At 54.5% G+C, this 25,941-nt stretch carries 27 protein-coding genes; 10 read left to right on the top strand and 17 right to left on the bottom strand.

Going from position 1 to position 25,941, the window contains the following annotated elements:
• Nucleotides 1-30: 30 nt before the first annotated feature.
• Entirely contained in the window at nucleotides 31-861 is an 831-nt protein-coding gene (locus tag ACZ47M_RS05820; RefSeq protein ID WP_315342898.1) for a geranylgeranylglycerol-phosphate geranylgeranyltransferase, read from the top strand.
• Nucleotides 862-871: 10 nt separating this feature from the next.
• The gene (locus ACZ47M_RS05815; RefSeq protein ID WP_315342734.1) at nucleotides 872-1,252 is read left to right on the top strand and encodes a ribonucleoside-triphosphate reductase; all 381 of its coding nucleotides are present in this window, start codon (nucleotides 872-874) and stop codon (nucleotides 1,250-1,252) included.
• A 33-nt stretch (nucleotides 1,253-1,285) separates the two neighbouring features.
• On the opposite strand, the gene ACZ47M_RS05810 is transcribed toward ACZ47M_RS05815, so the two are convergent.
• From ACZ47M_RS05810 to ACZ47M_RS05790, 5 genes are all read right to left on the bottom strand, one after another.
• Nucleotides 1,286-2,092, bottom strand: coding sequence for an OB-fold nucleic acid binding domain-containing protein (locus tag ACZ47M_RS05810; protein WP_315342736.1), 807 nt, complete (start codon nucleotides 2,090-2,092; stop codon nucleotides 1,286-1,288).
• Nucleotides 2,089-2,469, bottom strand: a complete 381-nt coding sequence (locus ACZ47M_RS05805; RefSeq protein ID WP_315342738.1) for a replication protein RepA — start codon at nucleotides 2,467-2,469, stop codon at nucleotides 2,089-2,091. The genes ACZ47M_RS05810 and ACZ47M_RS05805 overlap by 4 nt, the downstream gene beginning before the upstream one ends.
• A 5-nt stretch (nucleotides 2,470-2,474) precedes the next feature.
• Nucleotides 2,475-3,557, bottom strand: coding sequence for an OB-fold nucleic acid binding domain-containing protein (locus tag ACZ47M_RS05800; RefSeq protein WP_315342740.1), 1,083 nt, complete (start codon nucleotides 3,555-3,557; stop codon nucleotides 2,475-2,477).
• Between the two features lie 124 nt (nucleotides 3,558-3,681).
• Nucleotides 3,682-4,296, bottom strand: coding sequence for an SMC-Scp complex subunit ScpB (gene scpB, locus ACZ47M_RS05795; protein WP_315342899.1), 615 nt, complete (start codon nucleotides 4,294-4,296; stop codon nucleotides 3,682-3,684).
• Between the two features lie 71 nt (nucleotides 4,297-4,367).
• Nucleotides 4,368-5,003 carry a CGP-CTERM sorting domain-containing protein gene (locus ACZ47M_RS05790; RefSeq protein WP_315342742.1) on the bottom strand — a complete coding sequence of 212 codons (636 nt, stop codon included), beginning with the start codon at nucleotides 5,001-5,003 and terminating at the stop codon, nucleotides 4,368-4,370.
• Between the two features lie 81 nt (nucleotides 5,004-5,084).
• On the opposite strand from ACZ47M_RS05790, the gene ACZ47M_RS05785 reads away from it, so the two are divergent.
• Complete coding sequence (locus ACZ47M_RS05785; RefSeq protein ID WP_315342901.1) at nucleotides 5,085-5,891, top strand: sugar phosphate isomerase/epimerase family protein; 807 nt, start codon at nucleotides 5,085-5,087, stop codon at nucleotides 5,889-5,891.
• A 32-nt stretch (nucleotides 5,892-5,923) separates the two neighbouring features.
• Here ACZ47M_RS05785 and ftsY read toward each other — a convergent pair whose 3' ends face one another.
• From ftsY to ACZ47M_RS05770, 3 genes are all read right to left on the bottom strand, one after another.
• The gene (ftsY, locus tag ACZ47M_RS05780) at nucleotides 5,924-6,913 is read right to left on the bottom strand and encodes a signal recognition particle-docking protein FtsY (RefSeq protein ID WP_315342903.1); all 990 of its coding nucleotides are present in this window, start codon (nucleotides 6,911-6,913) and stop codon (nucleotides 5,924-5,926) included.
• A 94-nt stretch (nucleotides 6,914-7,007) separates the two neighbouring features.
• The gene (locus ACZ47M_RS05775; protein ID WP_315342744.1) at nucleotides 7,008-7,466 is read right to left on the bottom strand and encodes a hypothetical protein; all 459 of its coding nucleotides are present in this window, start codon (nucleotides 7,464-7,466) and stop codon (nucleotides 7,008-7,010) included.
• Between the two features lie 72 nt (nucleotides 7,467-7,538).
• Entirely contained in the window at nucleotides 7,539-9,026 is a 1,488-nt protein-coding gene (locus ACZ47M_RS05770; protein WP_315342905.1) for an MFS transporter, read from the bottom strand.
• 82 nt (nucleotides 9,027-9,108) lie between these two features.
• Here ACZ47M_RS05770 and ACZ47M_RS05765 point away from each other — a divergent pair, with 82 nt between their 5' ends.
• Nucleotides 9,109-11,892, top strand: a complete 2,784-nt coding sequence (locus tag ACZ47M_RS05765; protein ID WP_315342746.1) for a DEAD/DEAH box helicase — start codon at nucleotides 9,109-9,111, stop codon at nucleotides 11,890-11,892.
• A gap of 48 nt (nucleotides 11,893-11,940) precedes the next feature.
• Here ACZ47M_RS05765 and ACZ47M_RS05760 read toward each other — a convergent pair whose 3' ends face one another.
• Nucleotides 11,941-12,120, bottom strand: coding sequence for a hypothetical protein (locus ACZ47M_RS05760; protein WP_010478048.1), 180 nt, complete (start codon nucleotides 12,118-12,120; stop codon nucleotides 11,941-11,943).
• 137 nt (nucleotides 12,121-12,257) lie between these two features.
• Here ACZ47M_RS05760 and ACZ47M_RS05755 point away from each other — a divergent pair, with 137 nt between their 5' ends.
• Nucleotides 12,258-13,568: a 2,3-diphosphoglycerate synthetase gene (locus ACZ47M_RS05755; RefSeq protein WP_315342750.1), complete on the top strand. Its 1,311-nt coding sequence runs from the start codon at nucleotides 12,258-12,260 to the stop codon at nucleotides 13,566-13,568.
• Nucleotides 13,565-14,440 carry a 2-phosphoglycerate kinase gene (locus ACZ47M_RS05750; protein WP_315342752.1) on the top strand — a complete coding sequence of 292 codons (876 nt, stop codon included), beginning with the start codon at nucleotides 13,565-13,567 and terminating at the stop codon, nucleotides 14,438-14,440. The genes ACZ47M_RS05755 and ACZ47M_RS05750 overlap by 4 nt, the downstream gene beginning before the upstream one ends.
• On the opposite strand, the gene ACZ47M_RS05745 is transcribed toward ACZ47M_RS05750, so the two are convergent.
• The 3 genes from ACZ47M_RS05745 to ACZ47M_RS05735 are packed head-to-tail and all read right to left on the bottom strand — an operon-like array spanning nucleotide 14,437 to nucleotide 17,189.
• A complete protein-coding gene (locus ACZ47M_RS05745) occupies nucleotides 14,437-15,936 on the bottom strand; it encodes a metallophosphoesterase family protein (RefSeq protein ID WP_315342907.1) in 1,500 nt (499 codons plus the stop codon). The genes ACZ47M_RS05750 and ACZ47M_RS05745 overlap by 4 nt on opposite strands.
• 5 nt (nucleotides 15,937-15,941) lie before the next feature.
• Nucleotides 15,942-16,352, bottom strand: a complete 411-nt coding sequence (locus ACZ47M_RS05740; protein WP_315342754.1) for a CBS domain-containing protein — start codon at nucleotides 16,350-16,352, stop codon at nucleotides 15,942-15,944.
• A 39-nt stretch (nucleotides 16,353-16,391) separates the two neighbouring features.
• The gene (locus tag ACZ47M_RS05735) at nucleotides 16,392-17,189 is read right to left on the bottom strand and encodes a class II glutamine amidotransferase domain-containing protein (RefSeq protein ID WP_315342909.1); all 798 of its coding nucleotides are present in this window, start codon (nucleotides 17,187-17,189) and stop codon (nucleotides 16,392-16,394) included.
• A gap of 90 nt (nucleotides 17,190-17,279) precedes the next feature.
• Between ACZ47M_RS05735 and ACZ47M_RS05730 the strand changes: the two genes are divergently transcribed.
• The gene (locus ACZ47M_RS05730) at nucleotides 17,280-18,218 is read left to right on the top strand and encodes a type I restriction enzyme HsdR N-terminal domain-containing protein (protein WP_315342756.1); all 939 of its coding nucleotides are present in this window, start codon (nucleotides 17,280-17,282) and stop codon (nucleotides 18,216-18,218) included.
• The gene (locus ACZ47M_RS05725) at nucleotides 18,215-18,613 is read left to right on the top strand and encodes a M67 family metallopeptidase (RefSeq protein WP_315342758.1); all 399 of its coding nucleotides are present in this window, start codon (nucleotides 18,215-18,217) and stop codon (nucleotides 18,611-18,613) included. Before ACZ47M_RS05730 ends, ACZ47M_RS05725 begins: the two co-directional genes overlap by 4 nt.
• On the opposite strand, the gene ACZ47M_RS05720 is transcribed toward ACZ47M_RS05725, so the two are convergent.
• From ACZ47M_RS05720 to ACZ47M_RS05710, 3 genes are all read right to left on the bottom strand, one after another.
• Complete coding sequence (locus tag ACZ47M_RS05720; RefSeq protein ID WP_315342760.1) at nucleotides 18,603-19,592, bottom strand: AIR synthase family protein; 990 nt, start codon at nucleotides 19,590-19,592, stop codon at nucleotides 18,603-18,605. The genes ACZ47M_RS05725 and ACZ47M_RS05720 overlap by 11 nt on opposite strands.
• A 10-nt stretch (nucleotides 19,593-19,602) precedes the next feature.
• On the bottom strand, nucleotides 19,603-20,064 hold the full coding sequence (locus ACZ47M_RS05715) for a ferritin family protein (RefSeq protein WP_315342762.1): 462 nt from the start codon (nucleotides 20,062-20,064) through the stop codon (nucleotides 19,603-19,605).
• A gap of 74 nt (nucleotides 20,065-20,138) precedes the next feature.
• Nucleotides 20,139-21,911 carry a ribosome biogenesis/translation initiation ATPase RLI gene (locus tag ACZ47M_RS05710; protein ID WP_315342910.1) on the bottom strand — a complete coding sequence of 591 codons (1,773 nt, stop codon included), beginning with the start codon at nucleotides 21,909-21,911 and terminating at the stop codon, nucleotides 20,139-20,141.
• 84 nt (nucleotides 21,912-21,995) lie between these two features.
• Here ACZ47M_RS05710 and tiaS point away from each other — a divergent pair, with 84 nt between their 5' ends.
• Nucleotides 21,996-23,351 carry a tRNA(Ile2) 2-agmatinylcytidine synthetase TiaS gene (gene tiaS, locus ACZ47M_RS05705; RefSeq protein WP_315342764.1) on the top strand — a complete coding sequence of 452 codons (1,356 nt, stop codon included), beginning with the start codon at nucleotides 21,996-21,998 and terminating at the stop codon, nucleotides 23,349-23,351.
• 59 nt (nucleotides 23,352-23,410) lie between these two features.
• Nucleotides 23,411-24,340: an RsmB/NOP family class I SAM-dependent RNA methyltransferase gene (locus ACZ47M_RS05700; protein WP_315342766.1), complete on the top strand. Its 930-nt coding sequence runs from the start codon at nucleotides 23,411-23,413 to the stop codon at nucleotides 24,338-24,340.
• A gap of 1 nt (nucleotide 24,341) precedes the next feature.
• Here the strand turns inward: ACZ47M_RS05700 and ACZ47M_RS05695 are convergent, their stop codons facing one another.
• Together ACZ47M_RS05695 and ACZ47M_RS05690 are read right to left on the bottom strand one after the other, a co-directional pair.
• Nucleotides 24,342-25,316, bottom strand: a complete 975-nt coding sequence (locus ACZ47M_RS05695; RefSeq protein ID WP_464883381.1) for a hypothetical protein — start codon at nucleotides 25,314-25,316, stop codon at nucleotides 24,342-24,344.
• On the bottom strand, nucleotides 25,316-25,888 hold the full coding sequence (locus tag ACZ47M_RS05690; RefSeq protein ID WP_315342770.1) for a metallophosphoesterase: 573 nt from the start codon (nucleotides 25,886-25,888) through the stop codon (nucleotides 25,316-25,318). The genes ACZ47M_RS05695 and ACZ47M_RS05690 overlap by 1 nt, the downstream gene beginning before the upstream one ends.
• Between the last annotated feature and the right edge of the window lie 53 nt (nucleotides 25,889-25,941).

Below are 25,941 nucleotides of genomic sequence, written 5' to 3'. Positions count from 1 at the left end.
CCCTCTCATGAACTCAATTAGGTGTCCCTAATGGAGTTGAAGGCTTTCATCGAGATCACGAGGCCGCACAACTGCCTACTGGCCGGTCTTGTTGGCGTTCTCGGTTCAATAGTAGCGGCAGGGCACCTCCCGAGCGCCGGTAAAACAGCGCTGGTCTTCCTTGTTGTCATTCTGGGCTGCGCCGGCGGAAACACAATAAACGACTACTTCGACTACGAGATAGACAAAATAAACCGCCCCGATAGACCGCTCCCCAGGGGTGCAATGAAAAGATCAACGGCTCTGCGGTATTCGTTCCTCCTATTCGCTGCCGGATTAGCTCTCTCGGTTTTCATAAGCCTCTATGCTTTCCTGTTTGCGCTGGTGGCGTACGCCGCAATGGTAATCTACGCCTGGAAGCTCAAACCCACGCCGCTGATGGGCAACCTTGTCGTTGCGGCCTTAACGGGTGCAACCCCGCTCTACGGTGCATTGGGTGTTGGAAAAATTGGCCTCGCGGGGACTCTTGCCCTCTGTGCCTTTCTGGTAAACGTGGCCAGGGAAATCGTGAAGGACATTGAAGACGTTGAGGGAGACCTGGAAAAAGGTGCCAGAACCCTTCCGATACTCATCGGAAAAAGAAAAGCGGCCTACCTCGCTTCCTTCTTTGGAGTCCTGACAGTTATTGCGTCCTTTCTCCCCGTTAAAGCGGGTGTTGGCGTTGGATACTACGCCATGCTTCCCGTGGATGCGATAATCCTCTATGCCAGCTACATAATCCTGAGGGATCAGAGCAAAGAAACCGCTCACAGGTCCCAGTTACTGCTCAAAGTGAGCATATTCCTGGCCGTTGCGGCCTTTCTCATGGCAGCAGTTGTGTGAGGTGAGAGGTATGGAGTTTAAGGAGGAAATCCTGAGGGCCCTCGAAGGGGACGAACTCTGGACTGTCCTCACTTTTAAAACCCCCCACGGACCGGGGGTGACCCTTCAGAAGCTTGCGGACATCGTTGAGGAGGCCGGCTGGAAAGTCCTCTTTAAGGCCAACTGGTGGACCGCGGACATACCCTACGGCCTCGCCAGACTCGACCTCAAAAAAGGAGAGAAGGAGAAGATACTCCTCGGGAAGTGGATACTCGGGGATAAATTCCTCCTGATAAAGCTTGAAAACCTGTCTTTAGAACAGGGGCGCGAGGAGTTCTTCAGGATGGTGGACAGCATAGCCTCGACGCTGATCCACGACCCGGTTATAAGAACCATGAGGGAGCAGTACTGATTCTTCTCCTTTTATCTTTCAAAAGGAAAAAGTTCACAGGGGCTCGTAGTAGCCCGTCTCGGGCTCGTAGATTTCTCCCTCGGCAAGAAGGCGTGTTATGGCCTCTTCTATTAGCTCTTCACTGAACTCCTGGGAGAGCTTCTTAACGATGAACCTGTGGGACAGAGGCTTGGCCTTTTCCTTCAGCAGATCCATGACCGCCTTTTTGGCTTTTTCAAGTTCCGGGTTTTCTTCTGGTTTCTCCTCTTCAATCTCCTCCTCGAAGAGCTCCTCCTCAACCTCGGCATTCCTATGCTCGAGCATCAGGGTGTAGAGCTCGTCTATGGTGAGGAGAAGGTCTTCGCTGACCCCTTTGTTCTTGGCTATAACCTTGGCCTTCGCCGTTATTCCGTAGAGGTTGTATATCTCAAAGGCTGCCCTGGCCTTTGCTGCGTGCTCTGCCTTTTCCTTCAGCGTCTCAAAGCGGTGGAGGATCATCATGTTGGGATCCACCTTAGCAACACCCTCCACAAGTATCTGCTTGTCGTCGCGCCACTCCGCTACTTTTCCTATGACCTGAACGAGGTCACCTTTCTTGACGAGCTTGACGAAGCGGGTATCGTCCCGGAAGGCAAGGGCCCATATTGTACCAGTTCCATCGTCGAGCTGGAACTTTCCATAGGTCTCGTCCTCGCTGATGAAAGGTTCCCTGACGACTGTGGCAACGATCTTTACGCGGTAAACCTTCCTTGCATCCTTTGTTATCAGGTAGTTGGGTTCAAGGTCCCCGTCGCTTTTGATGTAGTAGCCATCGAGAATATCGCTGATGTAGAGCCTGTTCGCAGGGAGGCGCTTTTTCATAGCTCCTCACCCCCCTCCCAGAAAGCCGTCATCCTTTCAATCTTCGGGAGGTACTCTCTTTCGAGCCCCCTTATCTCCTCAAGCGCATCCAGATCGGCACCGCTGAAGTCCTGAATGACTTCACCGTAGATGTGGATTCCATTTTCCTCCCTTATCACCCTTCCGATAACCCTGACGAGCTGTCCCGGCTCTGGAAGAACGTTGTCCTCGCTCTCGACGAGGATAACCCCCGTACCGTCGTCGATCCAGAAGGTGTAGTCCATCTTGTCAATCTTGAAAGCCTTTCCTATGAGGGCGACACGGGTGTCTTCTTCACCTATCTCCGCTATCTTTCTCTCAACGGCCGGTTTTCTCCTTTTAAGGGTTTGTTCTTCCATCTACATCACCCCTGAAGCCCGGAATCTATCTTTTTGAGGGCCTCCTTAAGCTCACCTTTAACGAGGCCAAGTTCTCTCCTGTAGTCCACCGGATCCCAGCCAAAGGCCTTCAGTATCAGGCCGAAGAACTTGTCCTCGACCACGTTACCCCTAACGACGATTTCCTGTCCGAGAACTGTGTAAAACTCTTCCTCAGCGAGCTTTCTGGCGGCTTCCTTGAGAGTTGCCCCCGCCTCAATAAGTTCATTCTGCTTCCGGTATATCTCCTCCGGATCAACACCCAGGAGGTCGGCGGCGTCTTCCCCGAAGAGGGTGACTCTGATGTAGCCGGAGCCGTCGTCCAGGCCGAAGTCCACAACGGTTATCTTCACGGGCTCGACTTCGCCGTGCTCAATGCAGATCCACTTCCCCGTTGCCGGGTCGTGGTCAACTTTTCTCCTGCACTGCGGGCAGGCGTTGTACACGGCAACGCGGTAAAGCCTTGATATTGTTCCCCTCAATTCAACGAACTTCTCACCGTCCATGAGGCCGGCTATCTTGACGCGTTTGTAGTTGTAGCTCCGGACTTCCTCGAGTGGAGGTAACTCTTCAACGCGCGGATCATCCGTGGGGTTTACGATTATCCTGCTCCTGAAGTTGACGTGCAGTTCAACGCCGTTTCTGCCTTCCCTGACCGAGGGGTCGATGACCTTGATAACGTCGCCGGGGTTTATCTCGTTGTAGTACTTCGAAACCTGGGAATCCCAGAGAACGAGCCTGGCTTTACCCGTTGAGTCATAGATGACCACGCTTGCCACGATACCCTTGCTCCCCTCTTTCTTCACGTACTCTCTCGCGGGATACTTCCTGAGAACCCTCGCAACGATGTTCACCCTCTCCATTCCTGGAACAAGATCGGCTATGCGGAGGGGCTCTTCCTCACCTTCTATGCTTACACCCAGTTCTTCTGCCAGAAGTAAAGCGGCGGCGTGTTCACCTATGCTCTCCCTTCTCATTATTTCCCTGATCCTCTCCTCAATCTCGTCGTGGCCCATCCCAGTCCTAGACCGGATGAGGTTCACTATGTCGTCCTTCGTAAGCACCACCATAGAACTCACCTAAATGGTAATTATTGCCCAGGGTATTTAAGCTTTTCTAAGCCTTTGTCGGCCCTTCAAGGTATTAGACTTCTCACTTTCGCGGAAAATGGATAACTAATGCCTCCAAAAAACTTCAAGAGGACTCTTCAACCTCGTCATTTTTGTCAGCTTCGGCCCCTGCTTCAGTCCCGTCAGAACCCTCGCTCTCGAGCTTCTCAATGATGTCCGTGTACTCGGCGTGAACCACCTTCCTGAAGGCCTCCTTGATTACCATCGGGTCGTTCTCCGGGAAGCCGTACAGTTCGGCGAACTTCTGGGTCGTGCCGAGCAGTTTGGTTTTCTCGTGGGGTTCAGCGTATATAAGCCCCATCTCCATGAGCTTTTTGATGTGCTCGTAGGCCTGGCTCCCGCGGAGCTTTATGATCTTGCTCTGCTCTATGGGCTGGAGGTAGGCTATTAGGGCAAGGGTCTTCAGCTCGCCCGTCCTCAGGTCTGGCTTTGGCATGAGGTGGATGACCTTCTGGCTGTACTCCTGCTTGACCTGCATGACGAACTTGTCCCCTAAAACTTTGACAACTTCTATGGCGCTCTTCCTCTCCGCGTATTCAGCCGCTATCAGCTCGATTAGCTTTTCAAGGTAATCAAGGGATTTTATTCCAAGGGCCTTCGAGAGCTCATTCAAACTCAGGGGCCTTCCAGAAACGAAGAGGGCCGCCTCAACCAGGGCCTTGTCTTCGAGCAGTCCCATGATTTTCACCCTGAAAAAATGGGAGGCCCAGCAAATAAAGTTTGCTGGAGTAGAGGGAAAATGAAAAGGTTTTACCTTCTCCGCCTCAAGAGGATGGGAATCGCCGAAAGGGCTATTACTGTCGCTGGCCCGCAGATTTCTCCGCCGCCCTCGCTGGTAGTTGTCGTTGTGGTAGTGGTTGTAGTGTTTGCAGCAGGAGTAGTGGTTGTAGTGGCCGTGGGCCTGACAAACAGCTCGTACAGCGCGTTTGTCAGGTTCATACCCCCTGTGGTGTTGTGGGGGATTAAGTAGGTTACCCCCCCGACGATGAGTATTGTGCCGTTGCGGTCAATGGCTTCCTTAACAATCTCAGGTGTCGCTGAAATGTTGAATTCTCCCTCAATAACGGCCACGAGCTGGCCATCGTAGACTATCCCTATTGCAGGGACACCGGTTATGCCCGTTAGGCGGGAGATGTTGCTGAAAGCCTCAATGTTGTATTGGTTTCCATTGAGCTCGTAGTAGGTGAGCTTGTCTGAGCCATAAACTTCCGGGATCAGCTGCTTCATGTTCCTGCAGTGCGGGCAGGTTGAGAGGCCGTACATGTAGAAGTGCACCTTTGAATCGTCGAACTTCCAGTTTGATGCCGATGCAAAAGGTAGGGCAAGGAATGCCAGGGATAGCGTAAGAGCCAGCAGAGCCCTTTGGACTTTCATTTTACCACCCATCCCTCTTTGGTAAGTTGGCTTAAAACGCTTCCTCCACCAGGTTTTTATACTCTCTGGCGTGCATTAATCAAGGTGAAGGGCATGGAGATAGGGATAACGATTTATCCGCACTTCATCACGAAGGACAAAACGCTGGCCTCTATCCTTGCAGACGTTAAGATAAAGGATTACGACTTCGTGTCAATCTTTCCCCATGCTCTCGGCCTCGTAGTCAACGGGCAGGTCGTTGAGAAGAAGCTCCAGAACGTCGAGAACACCCTCCGGGGGGTCGGCATAGACTACATAATTAGAATGCCCACTTCCATGAACCTCAGGGATCACATCTACCACACGAGGCACTTCCGCGTTGCCAAGGCACTGGCAGATGTGGCGATGAAGCTCGAGGCTAAGGTAATAGTCATGCAGAGCGGAAAAACTGGAAGGCTCGATCTCGAGATAGAGGCCATCCAGCAGCTCGCCGATATGGTGGAGCCCTTTGGCATAAAGATAGCCCTGGAGAACACCTACAGCGTCAAGGACACTCTCTACGTTGTGGACAACGTGAACAGGGACAACGTCGGCTTTGCCCTTGACGTTGCTCACGCCTTCCTAAGCGCTCAGGGCGACGAGAACAAGCTTCTGGAGGATGTAAAGCTCGGCACAGACAAGACGATAATCCTGATGGTCCACGACAACTTCGGAAAGCTCTTCCCGCAGGTTGAGCCTGAGGATGCTTTGGCTTATGGAGTCGGTGACCTGCACCTCCTGCCCGGGGAGGGCAAGATACCCTTCGGTAAGGTGCTCGGGCTCTTCGGGGATGTCCCAATCCTGCTCAAAGTGAAGGATCCTGAGAAGTTTGCCAGGGTGCCAACAAAGAAGAGCCTCATCGAGACTCTCACGCACATTTGAGCCTTTTCTCCTCTTTTATAAAATGGAAAGGGTCATTCCTCGCCGAAGATAAGGTCCACGAACCACCTTTCGTCGAAGGGTTTCAGGTCATCGTAGCCCTGACCGACGCCAACGAAGAGTATCGGGGCCCCAATTGCGTGGCTTATGCTCAACGCCGCGCCTCCTCTCGCGTCAGCGTCGAGCTTTGTGAGGATAACCCCGTCTATTCTAACGGCCTCGTTGAACTGCCTCGCCTGCTCTATTATCGAGTTTCCTGCCAGAGAATCGCCGACGAAGATCACGAGGTCGGGCTTTGTGACGCGCACTATCTTCTTCATCTCGTCCATGAGGTTCCTGTTGAGCTCGTTCCTTCCAGCCGTGTCGATGAGAACCACATCTATCCCCCTGGCCTTCGCGTGCTGGATAGCATCGTAGGCTACAGCGGCCGGATCAGCCCCGTAGGAGTGCTTTATCACCTTGACACCAACTCTCTTAGCGTGTTCCTCGAGTTGCTCTATAGCCCCCGCTCTGAACGTGTCGCTGGCCGCTACAACGACGCTGAAACCCTGCTTTTTAAGCCAGTGGGCGAGCTTCGCTATGGTGGTGGTCTTTCCACCCCCGTTGAAGCCCACGAAGGCTATCACGAAGGGCTTCTCCTCCTTTGATCGGATCATTTCAGGGAGGTCGATCTTCCTCGGGGGCGTGAGGACTTCAAGAACAGCCTCTTTCACGGCCTCTTCAATGATTTTCCCTTTGTCTGATCCGATTCTGACCTTTTTGCCAACGAGCTTCCCCTTTATCTTTTCTCTGAGCTCATCAACAACCTCGAGGGCAACGTCCGCTTCAAGGAGCTCGAGCTCCAGCTCACCTATTGCCTCATCCACGTCTTTTTCCTTTATCTCCACCTGAAGGAGCCTGTCCAAAAGGCCGGCCTTTTCTTCTTTCTTCTCCTCCCCGGAGATAACGGTCTTCTCCTCTTCCTCGACTTTCTCCTCCACCTGTTTTGTGAACCTCTTGAGCTTCTCCCTGAGCTTTCCTAACATGCCCACCACCACCAGAGCAAACCTCGCCGGCTATATATCGTTATCGGCCTCAGCGATAGCTGGTGTCCTCACCCCTCGGACCCGAAGCCACTCATCATCGGCTTCCACGACGTATGAACTCCTTCGATTCAACTATCCTGCCATTTTTAAGGCAGTAGAGCTTTATCACTTCGGTATCGACCGTTTCTCTCCGGTAGGCGAGGAGGTAGTCTATGAAGTTCCGTATCCCATACCGGACTATTGAGTCCCCGACGTACCTGGTTTCGTACAGAAGAACCAGCCTGTTCCTGTTCTCGGTAAGCCATCCGTAAAGGACTTCCCGCTCGGACTTGGATTTTGAGAGGGGGTTGAGCACGAGGTATGCATCGAACCCGGGGTTTTCCAGGGGGTTTCCGATGAAAACCTCACCCTCCACCACGAAGGGAAGTCCCTCCGCCAGAACCTTAAGGCCCCTCCTTGTCCATTCGTTGATGAATATCCCGGCTATCCTCTTCGGCCCGCCGCTCATTAAAATTCTGCCGGACTTTACATTTATGAGATCGCCCAGCTTCATTTCAGCCCGGTGTACTTCACTGGCAGGTTAAAAAGGATTCGGTAGGTTGATGGATGTTAAAAAAGAAAGACTTCAAGCCAACACATCTTTCTCCCCCTCATTCTCCACATCGTGGATCCTTCCGCCCTTCATGACCTCCCTGATGGCCAGGATCAGCAGGGCCAGGAGCAGGAAGATCACCGCCGAGGTTCCGAAGAGCACCTCGTAAGCCCTTGTGGTAGGGATCTTGATCTGAACATCTGGCGGAGCCCCCGGCGGGTGGAAGAGGATGTAGTATGTGCTCATGATTGTGCCGGCGATGGCCGGTCCCCACGTTGAACCGAAGTTTCTGAAGAGGCTGTTCGCCCCGGTTGCTACTCCCATGGCCCTCGGCGGGACGCTGAAGACAAGCACGTTGATGAGGGAGATGTTCATGAGGTTTATCCCCGTTCCAACGAGCGTTATGAGTCCAACGAACGCCCAGAGGTGATCGGGCGGAAGCTGTGGAGCGTATTTGGCCAGGATTCCCAGGCCAATGCTCGCCGTGAGGGCCCCTGTCAGGGCGATTGGCTTAGCACCAACCTTCGGCAGGAGCTTTCCGGCTATTGGGGCAACGATGAGCATGACAAGGGCCATTGGGGTCATCAGGAGACCGCTCTGGAGTATGGTCTTCCCGAAACCGTAGGGTGGCATCATCTGGAAGATGTAGGTGTTCGCCTGATTCATCATGGAGATGCCGAAGGCGGCAAACATTATCCCAACGTTGACTATAGCCGGATTCCTTGTGGAGATTATCCCAATTGGTATCAGCGGGTTCTCTGCCCCCTTCTCCCAGAGGACGAAGAGGAGGGCGCTGACCACAGCTACACTGAAGAGGACGAGCGTTTCCCTGGCCGTCCACCCCACTTCAGGTGCCCTCGTGACTCCGACGAGCATGGGGACGACGGCAAAGGCCAGCAGAACTGTCCCGATCCAGTCAACTTTTCCAGGGTTGATATAGCGGCTTTCCCTGAGCACTCTCCAGGCGAGAAAGAACATGAGCACTGCGAAGGGCGCCGCCGAGTGGTAAGTCCAGCGCCAGCCCCAGTTCTGGGTTACCCACGCGCCAAGTGGTAGAGCTATTACCATACCAACGCCGAACATCGCGCTTATCATTCCCTGAACCTGCGGGACCATCTTCGGGGGGAACTCTTCCCTGACCAAAGAGAAGGCCAGCGGGAAGATGGCCATGCCAAATCCCTGAACTGCCCTCGTCACGAGGAGCCACTGGAAGCTCGGTGCGAAGCCGTTGAGGATGACTCCTGTCGTGTAGAAGCCCAGGGCTATTAAAAACATCTTCTTCTTGCCGTACATGTCGCCGAGCTTTCCGAAGAGGGCGACGCTGACGGTTCCGACGAGGAGGTAGATGGTGAGAACCCAGCTCACGTCGTTGGGGTTTACGGCGAACTCCTCCTGGATCGTTGGCAGTGCCGGCGTGAGCATTGCTTCAGTGTACATGACCAGGAGCGGGAGGAGGACCACAACGAGCATGGCCCTTTTTGCGTAGGCCAGGTCGTACTCCATGTTCTTCGTGGCTTCCATCTTTATCACCGACATATCGGGCGATAGGTTGGTTTATAAGCTTAGCGGTTAATGTTATAAGAGAACCCGGAGAGTTCCAACCATGCACCCCCTCCTAAGAAAGGCCATTGAAGAGCGCTTCGGAAGGCTCAACAGGCTCCAGCAGGATGCCTTTAAGGAGATTAGCTCGGGAAAGAGCGTCCTGATAATAGCCCCCACCGGCTCCGGCAAAACGGAGGCCGCTGTCCTTCCCGTGTTCAACGAAATCCTTAAGAACGGCCTTAGGCCGATTTCCGCCCTCTACATTGCCCCGCTCAAGGCTTTGAACAGGGACCTGCTCGACAGGCTCGAGTGGTGGGGGAGAAAGCTCGGAATAAGCGTTGAAGTGAGGCACGGCGACACCTCAGCCCACAGGAAGGCAAAACAGACCAAAAAACCTCCTCAGATGCTCATCATAACCCCCGAAACCCTCGGCGTTATCCTGACGGTCAAACCCCTGCGGAAGTACCTGTCTAATGTTAAGTTCGTTATAGTTGACGAGATATCCGAGCTGGTGGACAACAAGCGCGGTGCCCAGCTCCTTCTAAACCTCGAGCGTTTGGCTGAGATAGCTGAGTTCAAGAGGATCGGAATGACGGCAACGGTCGGCAACGAGGAGGAAGTCAAGGAGTGGCTGAAGGCTGATGTCATAGTGAAGCCGCCCTGGAAGAAGGGCTACCGCTTCCACGTCCTCTACCCAACGCCGGACAAAGGGGATGAGGAGCTTGCGAGAAAGCTGAACCTCTCGCCTGAGATAGCGGCCCGTTTAAGGCTCCTCTGGGAGATCGTGGAAAAGCATGGGAAGGCCCTGGTTTTCACGAACACCCGCCAGTTCGCCGAGATTTTAGCCCACCGCCTGAAGACCTGGGGGAAGCCGGTGGAGGTTCACCACGGCTCCCTTTCCAAGGAGGCGAGAATAGCGGCCGAGAGGGCCCTGAAGGAGGGGAAAATCAAAGCGCTGATATGCACTTCCTCAATGGAGCTCGGCATAGACATAGGTGACGTCGACGTCGTGATTCAGTACATGAGCCCGCGCCAGGTCAACAGGCTCGTCCAGCGCGCCGGCAGGGCCAAACACAGGATAGGAGAGGTAAGCGAGGCCTACGTGATAACCTCCAACGTCGAGGACTACCTTCAGAGTTTAGTGATAGCAAAGCACGCCCTTGAAGGCCGTTTTGAGGCCGTTGAGCCCATTGGAGGCCTTGACGTTCTCGCCCATTTCATCGTCGGCCTGCTCACCGAGCATAAGCGACTTCCCCGCGAGAGGCCCTACGAGATAGCGAGGAGGGCCTACGTTTACAGGGAGCTGGGCTGGGAGGACTACCTCGATGTCCTGAAGGTTCTGGAAGATTCCAAGCTTTTGGGCCACGATGAAGAGACTGGACTGCTCTACCTCCGCAGGGGAGCGTTCCAGTACTACTACGAGAACCTCTCAACGATACCGGACGAGGTCTCCTGGAGGGTCTTTGAAGTGGGGAGCGGGCACATCATAGGAAGGCTCGACGAGAGCTTCGTGATGGACCTTGAGGAGGGCCTGGACTTCGTGATGAACGGGCGGAGCTGGATAGTGCTCGGGATAGACGACGAGAGCCGCTTAATCAAGGTCCGCGAGAGCAAAAGCCTGGAGAGCGCGATACCGAGCTGGGAAGGTGAGTTGATTCCCGTCCCCTTTGAAGTTGCCTTAGCAGTGGGCAGGCTGAAGAGGGAGTTAGCTTTTGACTTTGAGAAGGCAAAGGGCCTTTTGGAGGGTGTTGATTTCAGGGAGGAAGAACTGAAGAGAGCGGTTGAGGAGATAAGGGAAGGGCCCTTCTCAACAGACAGGGACATCGTGGTTGAGAGCACGCCAGAAGCGCTGGTAATCCACGCGGACTTCGGCAACAGAACCAACGAGGCCCTGGGGAGGTTCGTGCATTCTTTTTTAATCCTGCGCTACGGGAGGGTCTTCTCGGTTCGCGCACAGGCCCACGCGGTGGTGTTCAAAACACCATTCCAGCTGAACCCCGAGGAGGTGAAGCGCTACCTTTACGGGGAGCCGGAGAGCCTGGAATCTATAGTGGCAAGGGCGCTGAGGGATTCTCACGCCTACAGATGGAGAATGCTGAACGTGGCGAAGCGCTTCGGAGCAGTGAGGAGAGATGCCAAGATAAGGCGCGTTGAGAGGCTCTTCGAGGGGACTGTTATCGAGAGGGAGACCCTGAACGAGCTCTACCATGATAAGGTGGACGTGAGCAAAGGAAAGCTGGTCCTCGAGATGCTGAAGGCCGGCCTGCTCCGCGTGAAAACTGCCTTAAGGAGGGAGCCATCAACGCTGGCGAGGCTCAACATGACAGTCGGAGGGGAGTTTCTGCTCGGAGGAGTCCTGGAGAGGGACGAAATCCTTGAACTGTTCAGGAACAGGCTGCTTGACCACGAGGTGGTCTTGGTCTGCACCAACTGCGGCTGGCACTCGAAGACAAAGGTTTCGAGGCTGAAGAGCATAAAGGACAGGGAGTGCCCGCGCTGTGGCTCAAGGATGCTGGCCGTTGCCCACCCGATCGATGTTGAGGAATTCCTCCCCGTTCTCGACAAAGTCCGGCATGGAGAACCGCTCCAGGGGGACGAAGAGAGGGTCTACAGAAAACTGCTGAAGGCTGCTGACTTGGTTGATTCCTACGGTTTCGAGGCGGTTCTGGCTTTGGCCAGCTATGGAACGGGGCCGGACACCGCGGCGAGGCTTCTGGGCCAGTATAAGGGGGATGCCCTTCTGGTGGCTCTAATGGAGCGCGAGAGAGAGTTCATACGGACGAGGAGGTTCTGGGCGGAGGACAGGGACAGGATAGAGGAGCAGCCAGGGGAAAACAACGCGTAATGGCTCTTAACGAAATGAAAAAGAAAACAGGTGACAGGGGCGTGAAAGTCAAAGGTGTCTGGCGTAGAGGGTCTTCTTGCCTTCAGCCTGCGCCCTCTTGACGGCCTTCTCGAGGAGGGCCTTGAGCTCGGCCTCGAGGGCGTCGTAGAACTCCGGGCTGATCCTCATCTCGGCGTCGATGGCCTTAACGGCCTCCTTAACCTTTGACTTAACTATCATCTCGGCCATTTTCTAACACCTCCTTCGTGAGCTGTCCCAGGGACAGCTCCGCCCTTATCTGGGAGGCAGAGTTTATAATTCTTCCTCTGCCGGCCTGCAGAGCAAAAGGTTAAATCCCTGAAACCCTACTACGATAAGGTGATGGAATGAGGATAGCCCTCGTGGACGGCGAACACTATCCCGACGTGGTGAAATGGGCCGTTGAAATGCTCGGGAACGTTTGTTGCGCCGTCTTCCTCGGTGGAAGTGAGAAGATCGGGGGTCTGGAGCAGTTAAAGAAGAAATTGGGGATTAAAGTCTATCACGACCCCTCCGATTACCTCTCCGCACTCTCCAGGGCCCTGCGGGAGAACCCGGGGGTAGAAGAGGTGGTCGACCTGAGCGACGAACCGGTTCTCAATTACGAAGATAGGTTTAGAATCGCCTCCCTCTGCATGCTTCACGGCGTTGCCTACAGGGGTGCCGACTTCGAGTTCAGGCCTAAGCCCATGAAAAAAACGGGAAAGCCAAGTATAGCCGTAATTGGGACCGGAAAGCGCGTTGGAAAGACGGCCGTGAGTGGTTTCGTGGCAAGAACCCTGAAGGAGATCTCAAACCCCGTGGTTGTAACGATGGGGCGCGGCGGGCCGGAGGAGCCCGAGCTGATAAGAGGAGAGGAGTTTGAGTTGACCCCGGAGTTCCTCCTCAGGCTTTCCGAAAGTGGCAGGCACGCCGCTTCGGACCACTTTGAGGATGCCCTGACCTCTCGCGTAACAACTATAGGTTGCCGCCGTTGCGGGGGCGGTATGGCGGGCTTTCCACTGTTTGATGTCGTTGACAAAGGTGTCGAGCTGGCTGAGAAGTTACCGAATGACCTGATAATCTTAGAGGGAAGCGGTGCAACTTTCCCGGCTTACAGGGCTGACGCCTGCATAACCGTTGTCAGCGCCCTGCAAAAGCTGGACTTCATAAGGAACTACTTTGGCCCCTTCAGGCTTTCCCTCGCTGACATCGTGGTGGTCACCATGGGAGACCTCGCTGATGAGGAACAGCTGGAAGCCCTCGAAGGGGCCATCCTGGATATAAACCCCTCCACTGAGCTTCACATCACGACCTTCAGGGCGAGACCCCTTGGGCCAGTGGAGGGAAAGAGGGTTGGCCTGGTCATGACGTCAGAGTCCGCCCTCGAAACCACGAGAAGGCACCTCGAAAACCTCGGCGCGGAGGTTATGGCGATGTCGGGCAACCTCTCACGTAGACCCGCCCTGATGGAAGACCTGGAGAAGTTCAAAGGTATAGATGCGGTGGTGGTGGAGCTCAAGGCGGCGGCAGTGGACGTTGTCACGAGATGGGCGCTTGAGAGGGGAATCGAGGTCATCTACCTCGACAACGAGCCGGTGAACCTGGACGGGAAGGATCTAAGGGAGTCTGTGCTGAAACTCGGGAGGAAGGTTCTCTCAAGGAGGTCTGCGGGGTGATTATAGTTACAGACGCCGAAAGGAAGATCAGGCTCCCCTTCTCAAGGGGCATACTCACCAGGTCGATAACCCTGGCCGGTGTCGACGTTGGCGTTGCCTACGTTATAGCCACCGAGGTTCAGAAGGAGCTTGAAAGGGGGAAGAAGCACGTCGTCACAACCGATGAGATAAGGGAGCTCACTTACTCGAAGCTCCTGGAGAGGGGCCTCACGGACGCGGCCGAGAGGTACCTGTTCTGGAGAACCCTGGGGCGGAAGCGCGTGAGATTGGCCGTCCTCCTGGGGGGCACCACGGGCGTCGGGAAGTCAACGATAGCCACTGAGCTGGCGTTCAGGCTTGGAATAAGGAGCATCATAGGAACCGACACCATAAGGGAGGTCCTCAGAAAGGTCATAGCCAGGGAACTCCTCCCGGACATCCACGTCTCGTCCTTCCTCGCCTCGGAGGTCGTGAACGTGCCCCGGGGAATGGACCCGCTCGTATACGGCTTCGAAACCCAGGTCAAGCACGTCTCAGTCGGGATAAGGGCCGTCCTGGAAAGGTCGCGCAGGGAAGGGCTTAACGCGCTCATCGAGGGGATCCACGTCGTTCCCGGTTTCATAGAGACCAGCGGAAACGAGTTCATGTACGTGATAACCGTCCCGAGCGAGGAGTATCTAGTCTCCCATTTCTACGAGAGGGCACAATATTCGGCGAGGGGCGCGGAGAGATACATTGAGAACGTCGACAGGATAATGGCCATCCAGGATTACCTGGTTGGGAGGGCCAGAGAGTTCGGTGTCCCCGTGATAGAGAACGTTGAGCTTGAAAGCACGGTCTCGGCGATAATGGAGGACATGATGAACAAGCTCAAGGGTAAAGATGGGGGCTAAGCCTTTCTCTTCCATATCCCGAGGAGCTTCGTGCTCCCCCAGGTTGACTGGACTTCCCAGACCACGACCATGTCGGTGTAGATGTCTATTAAGTTAAAGCTGTTTCCGAAGGGGTTTCTGTGGAGCTCCCAGCTGATGGAACCGGAGTTTACTATCGGCGTATTCTCTATCTTGACCCCGTAGGCGTTGCCGCCGTGGCCGGTAAGGACCAGCTCTGTCCCCTCGTCGGTTAGTACTTTCAGCACATCGCCGGCATCTTCAAGGAAGCCCACTTCCCTGCTCCTGGGTATAGGTATGACGTTGTGGTGCAGTGCCACTATCCTGAACTTCCCCTCATACTCCTGCAGAAGCCCTCTGAGCTTTTTCTGTCCCATCCAGCCGACAACACCTATCGGCGTCTCGTACTGGGCTGTCAGGAGGGGGATTACGACGACGTCGTTGAGCTCCATTATCTCCGGCTCCCCAAAGTACTCCTGGAACAGCTCGTAGCCAAGGTAAGTTATGTCGTTGTGGCCCGGGATCACCACCTTGGGAGCCATGATCCCCTTGTAGTATTCGTAGGCCATCTCGTAGTAGCGCTCTATTCCTGCATCGACGATGTCCCCGTTGTGGATAACCAGGTCGGGCTTTAGTCTCTCGTTTATCATCCTGATGGCGTTCTCCAGCGTCTTTTTTCTGAAGTAGACCCTGTCAGAAACGTTGCTTTCGCTTACCTGCGCTATCCGGAGGATTCTTTTTCCGCCGGGAATGAATATCTTCGGCCTCACGGGTTTGTGCTCCTTGCTGACCTCATCCCCGATTACGCGCCTTATCGTTACTTTTACCTCGCCTTCGTCGTGGAGCTCTATTATGCTGTAGCTGTTGACGTCTCCCCTCCGGGTCTTTTTGCAGGAGGTGCAGCCCGCGTTGTCTATAACGAGATCCTCAACGCGGTAGACGTTAGGGACATGCTTGTGGCCGCAGGTGTATAAGGTGACCTCGTTCCTCAAAAGAAGGTCGAGAACGTCGCCTGCGTTGAAGAGGACGTTCCGCTCCCTCCCGGTGTCGGGAAGGGGAACGAGGTGGTGGTGAGCAGCAACCATCTTGAACTTTCTGTCAGAGTACTCCTCGAGCTTTTCCTTGAGCCAGCGGAACTTTTGGCCGCCTATCCTGCCGTCGCTTAAATCAGGAATCGTTGAATCCACCCAGATAACTACCCCGTCCTTGAACTCGTAGACACCGTTCAGCGGGCCAATGAAGTCCTCAAAGAGCTTGTAGCCGACGTTCCTGACGTCGTGGTTTCCGGGAAGAACGACAAGGGGCTTTTTTATTTTCTTGAGCTGGTAAGCCGCCTGCTCGTACTCTTCTCGGAGGCCCTGGTCGGTTATGTCTCCAGTATGGATGACGAAATCGAAGTTGCCCCTGTTGATCTCCTCCACTATGAGGTCGAAGGCATAGCTCTTAAAGGCCCCCTCACCGGTTATGTGGGTGTCGCTTATGTGGGCTATCCTTATCATGCCCATCACTCCGTCGCTATGGCCGTTTCGAGCTTCCTCCTGCTGGCCTCAAGGAGGTCGCTTATGGAGAAGATTCCGACTATCTTTCCACCCTCTTCTATGAGAACGTGCTTGATGCCCTTCTTTGAAAGAACGTCCAGAACCTCCCTCAGAGTGGCCGTTGAAGGAACCGTGACGAGGTCTTTGGTCATTACCTCCTTTACCGGTGTCGTGTTGGGCAGGCCTGGAATGACGAGCCTCTTTATTATGTCCCCCTTGGTGAGGAAGCCAACGACGTTTCCACTGTCATCAACAACGACCAGGGAGCCTATATCGAACTCTGCCATTACCTCGCTGGCCCTCTTCACGGTGTCGTCAGGCTTAACCCCTATCAGCTTTCTCTTCATGTAGACCTTAACGGGGGCCTTCAGCTCCATGGAATCACCACCTAAGCGTATGCTCCGAAAGTATAAAACCTACCCTAAAACCAGCTCCTGGACGCTGAACTTTTCCCCTTCGAGGTTTAACTCAACGTAAAAGGCAGTGCCGTTGACGGCGTTTCTCCAGCTGGCCCGGTGGTAAAGCTCAAGCGTTGAGGATGCAACGGCAAAGAGGTTCTTCTCGCTTAAAACGATCTGCCTTGCGTAGTCCCAGTTCTCCCTCCTGAGAATGTATCCTGGCTCTGAGTAGGCCGTGACGAATCCTTTTACTGAGTCAGGAGTTAGGAACAGCGCCCCCGTGTTGAAGCTGGTTTTTGTAGCTCCCTTGATCTCCGAATAACGCTTCAGGAGGTCTTCTTTTGATAGGGACTCCAGCTTTCTTGAAAGGTAGGCACCGAAAACGTAGCTGTCAGAGGCGTGTTTGAGATCTTTCCCGCTGAGTTCCGCCAGTCTAATTATTTCGTCCTTGTCTAAGTCTCCGTTGTGGTAGAGCCAGAAGGAAAAGCCCCTTCCAGTGGAAAACGCGAAGGGCTGAACGTTGAAAAGCCCTTTAGTCCCCTGACTGGCCGCCCTTGAGTGAGCAAGAAGAACTACGAAGCCCTCGAGTGAAGTCTCAAGCTTTTCAACTCCTTCTTCGTCTTCAAAAACCGGCCTCCCGGAGCGGTAATGGTCTAGGGACTCCTTCCCTAAGAGGACGTAGCCCCAGCCGTCCCTGTGCTCCCTGCCTTTTCCCCTGGCTTCTTTGTATGGATCGTTCTCCGAGGCGTCGATGAATGCCTCCAGCAGTGGCCGAATCCTCTCCCCTTCCCCGACTCCAAAAAGAACCCTGCACATGGTGTTCACCGGGGATAATAGTAAAAGCCTGCCAAAAACCTTTGCCAAAATCCTTTTAGGGAGTTGCAACGAATGAGTGCAGGTGAGTCAATGGAGGACGTAAAGGCTCCCATTTCTAAGGAAACCGGTGTTTCAATCCCGCCGGAGGTTAAGAACCTCAGCAGCATAGCGGCCAGCATAATGAGGGTTCTCAAGAAGATAAACGCCCACAGGAGCCTCTACGAAAGCAACGAGGAGGCGGTAAAGCAGCACTTAATCGGTGAGATAATGAGCTCCCTCGGCTGGGAATGGGACAACCCCGAGGAAGTCAGGCCGGAGTGGAGAACCGACGAGGGCAGGGCCGATTACGCCATAATCCTGGGTGGAGAGACAATAGCTTATTTAGAGGCCAAGAACCTCGGGGTGGACATCTTGAAGAGGGAAGAGCCCCTCAGACAGCTGGCAAAGTACTGCTTTTCCACTGGTGTGAGGTACGGAATACTTACCAACGGTGCCGCCTGGATAGTCGTTAAGGCCTTTGAAGTTGGTTCCAGTTTGGGGGATAGAATACTGGTCTCGGTAGACTTCCTAAACGAGCCGCCCATGAAGGCCGCCCTTAAGATATCCCTCCTGGAAAAGGAGAGGATAACTGAAATAGAGAGGATTTCCTCCCTCCTGAAGGTCCTGGAGCTCAGCTTTATGGGGCTTGTCAAGGAAGGCTACCCCCCGGAGGCCCTTTTTGAGTACCTCAAAGTCGATAAGAGCAAGAAAATCGTGCCGGTTTATCTCTTAGAAGGCCACGAAAACCCGAAGGCGGCTTACGTCTACGACAACGGCTGGAAAATGCTTCCCCTGCCAGAAAGAACTCTGAAGGGCGTCCTCCTGGCAGTCTTGCTCTATATAGGACAGAAGGCCTTTGGTGACGAGAAGAGGGAGATAATGACCGCCTATGAGCAGCTAAAAAGGATACCCCTGGAACAGGGAAAGGCCCGCGAGATACTTATCAGGCTTGACGAGGAGAAAAAACTCAACATCTCGGTGGAGCTATGAGGCTCATAATAAAGCGGAAAGACCTCGAAAAGATCCTCAAACTGGCGGAGGACAGCGACATCGAAGTCTGCGGCTTTTTACTGGGGAAAAACAGCGACGATGCAGATGTTGAGACCGTCCGTGAAACTGCCAACAGGCTTAACTCCCCAGTGGAGTTTGAAATAGATCCCCTTGAAATCGCAGGGGTTCTGGATGAGGCCGAAAAGCTGGGCCTTGAAATCGTCGGGGTTTTTCACTCCCACCTGTGCTGTCCACCGGTCCCTTCCGGAAAAGATTTGAGAGGGATGAAACTGTGGCGGAACGTCTGGCTCATAGTTACTCCCTCCGGGGATTTTCGGGCCTGGGTTGTGAAGGAAGAGAAGCTGGAAGAGGTAAAGATTGAGGTCACTCCCTGAACACCTTCCACAGCTCATCTGAGCAGGGCCTGGGGAAGGGCCTTTCTTCGCCGTTTGCCACTGCCACTCTCTTCTTCTCCGCCAAAAACTCGCCTATCACCGCTGCATTTATTCCCTTAGCTAAGAGCCTTTCAACCACGAACCTGGCGTGATCCCTCGGAACAGCCGCGAGAAGGGAGCCCGAGCCTATTAACGCCAGGGGATCAAGATCGTAGAACTCGCAGATCCTGGCGGTTTCCTCCCTGACGGGGATCCTGTCGAGGAATACCCTGAAACCCAGGCCAGATGCATCCGCCATCTCATGGAGGCCGTTCGCTATTCCCCCTTCCGTTGGATCATGCATCGCGTCCGCGAACTCCCGCAGGATCATGGCCTCGGGCAGGACGCTTATGTACTCTATCAGGGCCTTCGCCCTCTCGACAAAGCTTTCTCCAAAAACGTTCTTCAGCTCTTCCTCCCTCTCCCGCGCGATTATGGACGTCCCCTCCAGGCCGGCCCACTTGGTCATCACTATTGCATCTCCGGGCTTTGCACCGTTGGGGATAACCAGCTTTCCCTTCTCTACCTCTCCCAGCACCGTTCCGACTACTATCGGCCTTTTGAGCCCTGAAGTAACCTCTGTATGCCCTCCCACGATGGAAATGCCGAGCTTTTTGGCTTCCCTGTCGATGTCCCTCATAATCCTTACAGGAAGTTCTTCGTCGGAGTCCTCTGGGAGAAGTATCGTCACCAAAAACCATCTGGGCCTCGCTCCGGAAACGGCTATGTCGTTTGCGTTGACGTGGACGGCGTAAAAGCCTATGTCCTCGACCGCCCCGGTTATTGGATCGGTTGATGCCACTGTTGCCTTATCCCCAAAGGAGATCGCCGCAAAATCTATTCCAGTTCCAGGCCCCACTAAGACCCTCTCGTCCTCTGAACCAAGTGTTTTAAAGATCTTTTCCAGGATTTCGGGCGGAACTTTCCCGGCTGGAAGCATGACTTCCCCCTCATAGGTTTTTCTGTCGAAGGGCGGGGAGATCTTCGGTTTTCTCCACCAGATACTGATAGATCTCGGCGGTGAGCTTTTCGGTCTCAATCATATGTTCGAGGATCTCCTCGAGATTCCCCCTGTAGACCAGCTCCCTGAGGCGGTCTTCAGAAAGCTGAATCTCCAGAAAGCGACTTCCAGAATCGGCGGGATTTTCCCCGGGGAACTCCCGTCTAAAGGTTTCGAAGAGCCTTTCCGCATTCCCAACGCTTTCCTCGTACATAATCTTGAAAAGCCCGGTTACCCTCTGGTCCCAGACGGCTTCCCCGCTCAGGAGGCGAAGTGTGTTGTACATCTCCGCTTTCTTCATCTCCTGATTGAGGAGGTATGAAAGCAGGGCTCTGTAGTCCAGGCCCTCGATCTTTTTTATTAGCTCCCTGAGCGTTTCCCGTTCCCCCTGCCCGTATCCGGGTTTGGCCATGGCATCACCTTCAGACTTTTCGGGGTTTAGCCTTATTTCGTTTTCCCCTCCGTTGAAATAAAAGGGCAAGGCCGTCAGACGTAGTAGTACTCCCCGATCTCCTTCTGCTCCCTGTCCTTAACGCTCCCCTCTTTGTTGGCCCTGGGCCTTCCGGTGTCCGGGTCCCTGCGGAAGGTTATGCCAACGCCGGACAAGAACCTGTTCATGCCCTCGCGCATTCCCATCGGCGGTAAAGCCCTTCCATGCCTTCCCGGCTCGCCCTCGAAGACTATTAGCCTGTCGCTCAGATAATCAACCATCATAACGTCGTGCTCTACTATCAGAGCCGTTTTCTCGTTCTTGGCCATCAGCGAGCGTATGGCCTTTGAAACGGCAAGCCTCTGCTCGACGTCGAGGTGAGCTGAGGGCTCGTCGAGGAGGTATATGTCAGCATCCCTGAGCAGGCAGGCCGTTATAGCAACGCGTTGCAGCTCCCCGCCGCTCAGCTCGTTAACCTGCCTGTCGTAGAGGTCTGGAATGCCAAGCGGGTTGAGGAGCTCGCTCTTGTAGAAGTTGCTCATGAGCTTGCCGGCGTCTATCTTGCTCAGAAGATCATAAACGGTTCCCTCGTAGTCCGTCTTGATGTACTGGGGTTTGTAGGAGACAGTCAATGACCAGTTAACTTCGCCCTCGGTGGGCTTCTCAACCCCGGCGAGCATCTTGACGAAGGTTGTCTTACCTATTCCGTTCGGGCCAACTACGCCAACGACCTCGCCGACGTAAAGCTCTCCCCCTTCGGCCTCAAGCCTGAATGTCCCGTAGTCCTTTACAAGCTTAGGATACTGGACGAGTATCTCCCCCTCCTGGCTTTTCCTTTCGCTCCTCTTCGTGAATCTTATCTCGAATGGCCTGAAGCGGATGTTTTCATCGTGGAGATAGCCCTCGAGGAATTCATTTATCCCGTTCCTCGTGCCCTTTGGATGGGAGAATACACCGTACACCCCCGGCTTTCCGTAGACGATGTGGATTATGTCGCTTATGTAGTCGAGTATAGCCAGGTCGTGCTCAACCGTGAGGACGTTCTTTCCGCTTTCGGCGAGCTTCCTTATGGTCTTCGCTATCCTGAGCCTCTGCCTTATGTCGAGGTAGCTCGACGGCTCGTCGAAGAAGTAAAAGTGGGCATCCCTGAGCAAAGCGGCCGCTATGGCAACCCTCTGAAGCTCACCGCCCGAGAGCTGTTCTATGTCCCTGTCAAGGACGTTTTCAAGCTCGAGCTCCTTGACGATCTCCTCGAACTTTCCGCTTTCGTCGGCCTTCTTGAGCAGATCCCTCACCTTTCCCTTCACGGCCTTCGGGATGAGGTCTACATACTGCGGCTTGACCACGGGCTTGATTTCCCTGTTCTTGAGCTTTTCGAAGTAGTTCTGAAGCTCGTTGCCGCGGAAGGCTTTGATTACTGCATCCCAGGAGTCGTTGTCGGAGCAAAGGTTTGGGAGGAGCTGGCCGGAGAGTATCTTAACGGCCGTTGTCTTACCGGTTCCGTTAGGCCCGAGAACGCCAACGACCATGCCCTCCTTCACAACCGGGAGGCGGTAGAGGACGAAGGAGTTTATGCCGTAGCGGTGGACGCAGTCCTCCTCGAGTTGCTCCGGCAGGTTAACGATGGTTATTGCATTGAAGGGACATTTGTGAACGCAGATTCCACAGCCGGTGCAGCTCGCCTCCTGGATGATTGGCTTGTAGTTTTCCTCGTCTATGATTATCGCCTCACCGCCCATTCGGTTGACGGGACAGACCCTCTCACACAGGAAGTGCCCGCATTTGTCAGGATTGCACTTGTCGTAATCGATGACCGCTATTCTTGCCATTCTCACCACCTGGCTTAGCTGGGGCGGGCTCTTTTAAAGGCTTGCGGGCGGTTGATTTTTAAACCCAACCTCGACCCTCTCTCGATGATAATCCACATCGGAATAGACGACACCGACTCACCCAACGGCATGTGCACAACCTACCTCGGGGCCCTCCTCTACAGGGAACTGTCCAGGTTAGCCGAACCTTTGGACCTTCCGAGACTTATAAGGCTCAACCCCAACATTCCCTACAAGACGAGGGGAAACGGGGCAGTCGCCATGAGCTTTGAAGCCGAAGAAGAGCTGATCCCCGACATCAAGAACACAGTCCTTTTCTACGTGAGCCAGCTGGCAGATTTTGAGCACGAGAACACCCACCCGGGTGTTGTTTTCCTTGAGGGCGAGATTCCGGAGGAGCTGAGGGCGTTTTCCCTTAAAGCTCTACGGGAGCACGTTACCATTGAGGAAGCCGAGAGAGCTGCCGAAAATGCTGGAGCAGAGTACTTCAAGTTCAAGCTCGGCAGGGGGATTATAGGCTCCCTCGCGGCGATAGGCTATCCCCTCGAGAGGTTTACCTATGAACTCCTGGCCTACCGAGAGCCCGAAAACTGGGGGAAGCCGAGGGGAGTGAATCTGGAGAGCGTTTTTTTGGCGGACGTATGGGCTTACCCCTTCAGCTACGACAACGTTGACCCCCAGAAGGGAACAGTCCTCATAACGCCGCACGGCAAAGACCCCGTTCTTGTAGGTATCAGGGGAATCGAGGGGGCCAGAGTCCTTCAGGTCTTTGAGATGGTTGAGTTCGAAGAGCCCGTCGCTTTCTACCAGCTTTACAAGACCAACCAGAACACGGACGACCACTTAGTTCCGAAGAAAATAGGCGAGCTCAAACTCTACGACAGTGCCGTCGTTCGCGGTAAGGTCGCTTCGCCCTACTGGGAGCGCGGGAGGCACGTTTTCTTCGAGCTCGAGGATGATACCGGAAGAATCAGGGTGGCGGCCTTCGAGCCCACCAAGAGGTTCCGCAACTACGTGAGAAAGCTCCTCCCCGGTGATGAGATCATAGCCGCCGGGGGCGTTAAGGAGCACGAGGGCGTTCTAACGCTCAACCTCGAGAAGTTTTACCCGGTTAAACTCGTTCCCAAAATCGAGTATGAAAAGCCCAAGTGTCCCAGATGCGGCGGGACGATGAAGAGCAAGGGCGATTACTTCAAATGCAAACGCTGTGACTTCAAAATGCCCAAAGAGCTCACGCCCATTGAGGTTCCGCGCGATCTGGAAAGAAAAATCTACGAGGTTCCGCCAGATGCAAGAAAGCACCTCTCCAGGCCACTTGTTCTTCCCGGTGGAGAGGACAGACTGTTGGAGGCCCTTAGTAAAAGCCCCCCTGAAGATTCTCGGGTTTTGCCCGGGTTCTTATCCGGTGGCCATGGTCGTCGGAGCCCTGATGTTCCCTAGAAAAGGGGTGATCCTGGGCCCTTCAATACCGTTTTAAACCCTGCCCCAAACTCACGACCATGCTCGAAAAGCTCTTCAGCCTCGGCTACTCCAAGACCTTCGCTGAAAGATATTACGAGCTCTGGGGGGAGAGGGCCTTAGCGATTGCCGAGGCAATGGAAAAGCCCCTGCCGAGGTGCTTCCGCGTTAATACCCTCCGCATCGAGGTGCCGAAGCTCACCAAGCTCCTCAACAAAAAGGGCTTCCAGTTTAAGCGGGTCCCCTGGGCCCGGGAAGGTTTCTGCCTCACCCGCGAGCCCTTCGCGATAACCTCTACTCCTGAATACCTGAGCGGCCTCCTCTACATCCAGGAGGCGAGCTCGATGTATCCTCCCGTGGCTCTGGAACCAAAACCCGGCGAGACCGTTGCAGATATGGCGGCGGCGCCCGGGGGGAAGACGAGCTACCTTGCCCAGCTGATGGAGAATAAGGGAATAATCTACGCCTTTGACGTAGGGGAGGATAGGTTGAAGGAGACCAGGCTTAACCTTTCCCTCCTCGGCGTTACGAACACGGTTCTCTTCCACAGCTCTTCCCTTTACATAGAAGAACTCGGCGTTGAGTTCGACAAGATCCTTCTCGATGCACCTTGCACAGGCTCCGGAACGATACACAAGAATCCGGAGAGGAAAGCCAACAGAACCATGGAGGACGTTAAGTTCTGCCAGGGCCTGCAGATGAAGCTCCTTGAGAAGGGTTTGAGCGTGCTTAAGAAGGGCGGAATCCTCGTTTACTCAACCTGCTCCCTCGAGCCTGAAGAGAACGAATTCGTTATCCAGTGGGTTCTCGATAACTTCGAGGTAGAACTACTCCCCCTCCGCCACGGCGAGCCGGCCTTAACCAGGCCCTTTGGACTCGAGCTGAGCGAGGAAATAGCGAAGGCGAGGCGCTTCTATCCCGACAGGCACGGGACGAGCGGCTTCTTCGTTGCGAAAATCAAAAAGCTCTGAGTCAGTCCTTAGATTCCCTGACGAGCTTTTCCTCGATTTCCCCGAGCTTTTTAAGGACGTCCCCGCTCAGGTGTTTCTCCAGCTCTTCCCTGGCGGCCTTCGCCAGCTCAAACTTTGAGTCGTATTTCCCGAGGGACGTCCAGGGTATCTTCTTGCCTTCAACGAAGACGTCTATGTCGCAGAGCCTCTTGTAGCTATGGTATTCAATCCCCTTGAGGAGGAACTTGACGCGCTCGGGCTTCTCCCAGCTCAGGAGCTTGAGCTTGTAAACCGGAACGCGCATTAAGGGCCTGGGATAGTCCCAGTCCCATCCCTCACCCACGACGAAGCCGAGGTCAAGGTCTTCGATCACCATCATGAGCCTCGCTATGTTCTCCTCGTAGCGCTTCTCCGTGTCGTATACCTTGATGGTAAGCTCGTTCCACTCTGGGAGGAGCTTGAAGAGAAGCAGAGGCGCGTCGGTGCTGAGCTCGCGGTAAACCTGGAGGAAGCCCCTCCGTATCAGCACGGCGCCTTCTATTTCCTCCGGCCCAATTGGACCGCTGAGTCTTTTCTTCGTGATTCCAATGACCGTATCGCTGGCTTCGCCCTCATCGAGGGCATCTCTGAGGGACATTACTTCTCCGCCGTACTTTTCGGCTATGAATCTTAGGGCTTCATCAACCTTCTCTGGAACGCGGAGGAATATGAGCGTGCTCTCCACGTGAACCCTTTCCACTGGGAGGTTCCGGTTTATCACGGTACTTATGACGTGTGCTGCTCCATGCTTTATCAGGAACCCCGTCCTGGGCGGGAGGGTCTTCTTTATCCACTCGTCGGTGACGAACAGAAGCGTCTCGAACTCACTGCTCTCCCTTATTGCTTCCTCCGTCGGTATTTCCCCGACGGAGAATATCTCTCCTATCGCCTTCTTCACGGCCTCAGGGTGGGCCGTCCTGAGGAAAATTATGGAAGGCCCGAAGCGCATAAACCTCATCACAAGCCCCTCCGGATCTTGTAACCTCTATCAACCTCGGTTCCAGCGGGGTAGTCAATCCTTACAACCCTTCCGCTGGGGAGGAAGAGGAAGTTAACGCCGGGGACCGCGTTCAGCCCCTTTGGGATAACCCTGAAGTTATGACCGTAGAGCCTGAAGTCCGCCTCAACACCGGCGACGTCTTCCCAGGTGTGCCCGAGGGCCAGCTTCACTCCTTCCATTTCCACAACGGTGCCGGGCTCAACGACGGTATCACCAAAGAACTCCCTAACTGTCTCATAGTCATCTTCGTTGCCCGGGACGATGTAAAGAGTAGCACCGGAGTTTTTCAGGATTCTCGCCAGTTTTCTAAGCCCCGCCCTGTAAATGGGGAGCATTTCGGGCTTCCTCTCCAGCTTGACGTTGTCCACCAGGTCGCCCGTGTGGACGATTGCCTCCGGCTTAAACTCTTCAATCAGCTTCCTAAGAAAAGGGTAAACGCTCTCCGGCGTGTCACCTATGTGCATGAGGAGCGTTTCCCCCGAGGAAGAGCGGAGTTCTCTGAGCCTTCTCCTTCCCAGGAACCCCAGCATTGCTGAAGCACCTTTATGCCATGTTAGACGTAAGAGGCTTTAAAGGTTCCCCT

It is taken from the genome of Thermococcus waiotapuensis (assembly GCF_055384795.1).
Note: the sequence above shows the minus strand (reverse complement) of the source record. Positions and strands in the feature narration are given on the sequence as shown.